Origin of the sequence: Streptomyces sp. SID3212 (assembly GCF_009865405.1) — a bacterium.
Lineage (GTDB): Bacteria > Actinomycetota > Actinomycetes > Streptomycetales > Streptomycetaceae > Streptomyces.
Genome location: NZ_WWJY01000061.1, coordinates 1 through 451, shown reverse-complemented (window position 1 = coordinate 451; position 451 = coordinate 1). Strand labels below are relative to the sequence as shown.

At 74.5% G+C, this 451-nt stretch carries 1 protein-coding gene; it reads left to right on the top strand.

Going from position 1 to position 451, the window contains the following annotated elements; translation table 11 throughout:
- Positions 1-360, top strand: a 360-nt coding sequence (locus GT042_RS02130; RefSeq protein ID WP_161306986.1) for a winged helix-turn-helix domain-containing protein, incomplete at its 5' end; no start/stop codon positions are given.
- Between the last annotated feature and the right edge of the window lie 91 nt (positions 361-451).

Below are 451 nucleotides of genomic sequence, written 5' to 3'. Positions count from 1 at the left end.
CTGGTGCCCTCGGTGTTCTGCTGGCGCACCCCCGTCACCTTCATCGACGACGACCTCCCCCCGGTTCTGGTCTATCCGGTCGTCCAGGAACCGGGCTGGTGGGGCGACCCGGGCCGGCGCGCCGGCCGCGGCGCCCTGGCCGCGATGCTCGGGCCGACCAGGGCGGCGGCTCTGCGCGTCATCGAGGGCGGCTGCTCGACGGGGGAACTCGCCCGCCGCATCGGCGTCACGCCACCGACGGCCAGTCAGCATGCCGCCGTGCTCCGCGAGGCGCGGCTGGTCGTCTCCACCCGCCGGAACAACACCGTGATCCACACCCTCACCCCTTTGGGAGCCGCGCTCCTCAAGGAGAACACCTGATCGCGGAGGCGGTCCGCGCCGCCGCCTCGCGGGACACGCCTGGGAGCCCCGGGCCCCTAGGGCGTGTCCGCAAAGTGGCGTCTGGCCCGCG